This window comes from Shewanella sp. S1-49-MNA-CIBAN-0167 (assembly GCF_040310145.1).
In the GTDB taxonomy this organism is placed as follows: domain Bacteria; phylum Pseudomonadota; class Gammaproteobacteria; order Enterobacterales; family Shewanellaceae; genus Shewanella; species Shewanella psychromarinicola.
This window is the reverse complement of the sequence record NZ_JBEOPO010000084.1, coordinates 1-2,626: the sequence shown is the minus strand read 5'-3', so window position 1 is coordinate 2,626 and position 2,626 is coordinate 1. Positions and strand designations below refer to the sequence as shown.

Genomic DNA, 2,626 nt, shown 5'->3' with positions numbered 1-2,626 from the left:
AGGGTCATCTGGTGATACAGATGGTTCACTCTTCGCGGTGAACAGCGCTTCATACGACTTCAGGTCGCACGGACAGAGACGAGTTAGTAACGAACACTGTAAAAGGCGGAAAATAGTTGGCTAAAACTTGCAAGGAACGAGCACGAGTCAACTACTTTGCTTAATAGCCTTTATTAAATTTTTTGGATCGTTTGTACCCAGACAAACCGTTGTGCCATCTTTAAGTTTTAATTCAACAGCCGTTAGACCAGAAACGTTATATAACCATCCAGTTGAGATTAACCGAATTCCAAGCCCATAGTACCATTTTGTTCTTATCTCTTGTGCCGACTCAATTTCAGATATTTTTATTGATTTATTCCAAAATTTTGGACCAAAAAACCATTTTACCTTTCCATCTTCAACTTTGATCGTTAATGCTGAAAAAAGAATTGAAACCACACCTACATTTTCCGTTTGAACAGCTTGTATGGATAATAAACCCACCTAATTACACATAATTCCCAGTTTCGGGTAATGTGAGACCCAGGCTTTAGCTGCAACTAAAGCTTTCATTTGTCGTAGTTCGATTGAATGACGGATCCTCTATTGAGAGACCGATAACAAGAAAGAACGCGACAAACGACTCCAAGCAAAATACTCGAATAGTCTACTGGGTCTCGAACCCGCATTTGCAAGCAAGAGTTAGCTTATTATGAAAACAAAAACTAATCAAAACATTAACGTCGGTGTCGATACTGGCAAGTACCAACTCGACATTTATATTCGACCACTCGATATCTATTTTACCGTGTCTAACGATGATAAAGGCATCAAAGAAGCCGTGAGACTCATAAAAAAACACAACCCTGAACGTATTGTTATAGAAGCGACTGGGAGGCTTGAAATGCCCTTTATCATCGCTTGTGCTAATGCCAATTTACCCTTCGTTATCGCTAATCCTGTACACATAAAACGCTTTGCTGGTGCAATTGGCCAACGAGCTAAAACCGATAAGCTAGATGCACAACTTATCGCTCATTACAGTGAGGCCATCAAACCTCGTCTATCAACGCTAAAACCCGATATCATGCAGGCTATGAGCGATTTGGTCGGAAGACGAAATCAACTACTGGTCATGCAAACTATGGAGAAGAATAGACTTCAAATTCTTCCGAAAGAACTTGCGATGACCATCAAACCTATCCTGACGGTGTTTAAAAATCAGATTGCAAAAATTGAAACTAAAATCGTCAATCTCATCGAGTCAAACCCTGACTATCAAGCTAAAAACCTCATCCTGCAAAGCATGAAAGGGATAGGTAAAATTGCCGCAGCGTCAATCATCAGCAATCTACCGGAATTAGGCTATATCAATAACAAAGAAGCCAGTTCGTTAGTCGGTGTAGCACCAATGAATAAAGAAAGTGGACGCTTCAAAGGCCACCGAAAAATCCAAGGAGGACGACATCAAGTTAGAACCGTTTTATACATGGCCATGATGTCAGCGATACAGTCTAACCCCGTTTTTAAAGGGACTTATCAGCGATTAGTGGCTGCAGGAAAACCAAAGAAAGTGGCTATTATTGCCTGCATCAGGAAGATGGTTGTGATCTTAAATTCGATGCTAAGAGATGGTGTTTTATGGGAAGCGCCAAAAGCATAAAATTAACTATTGACGCCATAGTCTCTTGTTAGTGTGAACTTGGCTCAAAACCGTAGCGCCACTCGTTTAACCTACCGTCTGAGGATTCAATTTTATAGATATCCATGATTTCCTCCATATAAGATAAACCACGCTCTATTTCTTCAGAGTCCATTTTAGCGAGTTGTTTTGCTGCAACTTTTAAAGTTAACCAAAACTCATTTTCAGTAAAGCTATCAGGTGGTGATTCAATGAGTTTTACCAAAGCTGAATTTATTACATTTTCAGCTTCGATTCGAATTAATTCGTCTGGTGCTCCTGGATAAAATAGAGCTAAGTTTGCAAGGAACTTCTTCTGTGACTTTAATTCTCGCAGAGCCTCTTTGACTTCACTTCCATTTGATAGCATTTTAATTTCCATTTCATTGCAGCCTTGAATTAAACATAAGACTAACAGTATTCGCAAAAGCTTCATTTGTTCACACTAACGCCCTGCTAAGGGGCAGTTGCGAGTGTTGTTGGCGAAGCCAGCGAGTAACTGTCCCGCAGCGTTTTTTGCTGCGAACTTGAGCAGTTTGTTATATGCCGATAAGTGATGAATCATGCCATACATCCTCAACACCATCAGCAACCAAAAATCTATAACCAGAAGGTAAACCCAGATACTGTTCAATTTCTGGTAAGTACTCATTGATGTGACTCACGTGCAGTGGTTTAAAGAAATCTGGGTCGTTACTAAGTTCTTCGCCACACCAAATATACCAACCACAAGTTCCATTTTCAGCAATGTGGCGAAGACCGTTAATAGGGACTTTACCGATAGTTTCAATAGCTATACCTAGTTTGTCGGAATCACTGCACGGTGAGTATTCCGTTTCAAATTTAACGCAAATGTCTTGCTGGCTACTCATGCTATTCCCTAGGCATATAACGCCTTTATAACGGGCAGCCTGTGGCGAAGCCACGCTTTAGGCTGTCCAGCCACGAAGTGGCGTTCGTTGA

General features: G+C 40.7%; 4 protein-coding genes. 1 reads left to right on the top strand and 3 read right to left on the bottom strand.

The features are described 5' to 3' along the window. Positions 1–147: 147 nt before the first annotated feature. Positions 148–486, bottom strand: a complete 339-nt coding sequence (locus AAEZ00_RS20430; RefSeq protein WP_351078822.1) for a hypothetical protein — start codon at positions 484–486, stop codon at positions 148–150. Between the two features lie 208 nt (positions 487–694). On the opposite strand from AAEZ00_RS20430, the gene AAEZ00_RS20425 reads away from it, so the two are divergent. Continuing rightward, positions 695–1,645 (top strand): IS110 family RNA-guided transposase, encoded by a 951-nt coding sequence (locus AAEZ00_RS20425; RefSeq protein ID WP_124012293.1) that lies wholly within the window; start codon positions 695–697, stop codon positions 1,643–1,645. Positions 1,646–1,673: 28 nt separating this feature from the next. On the opposite strand, the gene AAEZ00_RS20420 is transcribed toward AAEZ00_RS20425, so the two are convergent. Together AAEZ00_RS20420 and AAEZ00_RS20415 are read right to left on the bottom strand one after the other, a co-directional pair. Continuing rightward, positions 1,674–2,045: a DUF4844 domain-containing protein gene (locus tag AAEZ00_RS20420; RefSeq protein ID WP_351077570.1), complete on the bottom strand. Its 372-nt coding sequence runs from the start codon at positions 2,043–2,045 to the stop codon at positions 1,674–1,676. A 157-nt stretch (positions 2,046–2,202) separates the two neighbouring features. Continuing rightward, positions 2,203–2,535: an immunity protein Imm33 domain-containing protein gene (locus AAEZ00_RS20415; protein ID WP_351089689.1), complete on the bottom strand. Its 333-nt coding sequence runs from the start codon at positions 2,533–2,535 to the stop codon at positions 2,203–2,205. Positions 2,536–2,626: the final 91 nt, after the last annotated feature.

Coding starts and splice junctions, on each gene's coding strand:
- AAEZ00_RS20415 (WP_351089689.1), bottom strand. CDS start 2,535: ATGAGTAGCCAGCAAGACATTTGCGTTAAATTTGAAACGGAATACTCA.
- AAEZ00_RS20425 (WP_124012293.1), top strand. CDS start 695: ATGAAAACAAAAACTAATCAAAACATTAACGTCGGTGTCGATACTGGC.
- AAEZ00_RS20420 (WP_351077570.1), bottom strand. CDS start 2,045: ATGGAAATTAAAATGCTATCAAATGGAAGTGAAGTCAAAGAGGCTCTG.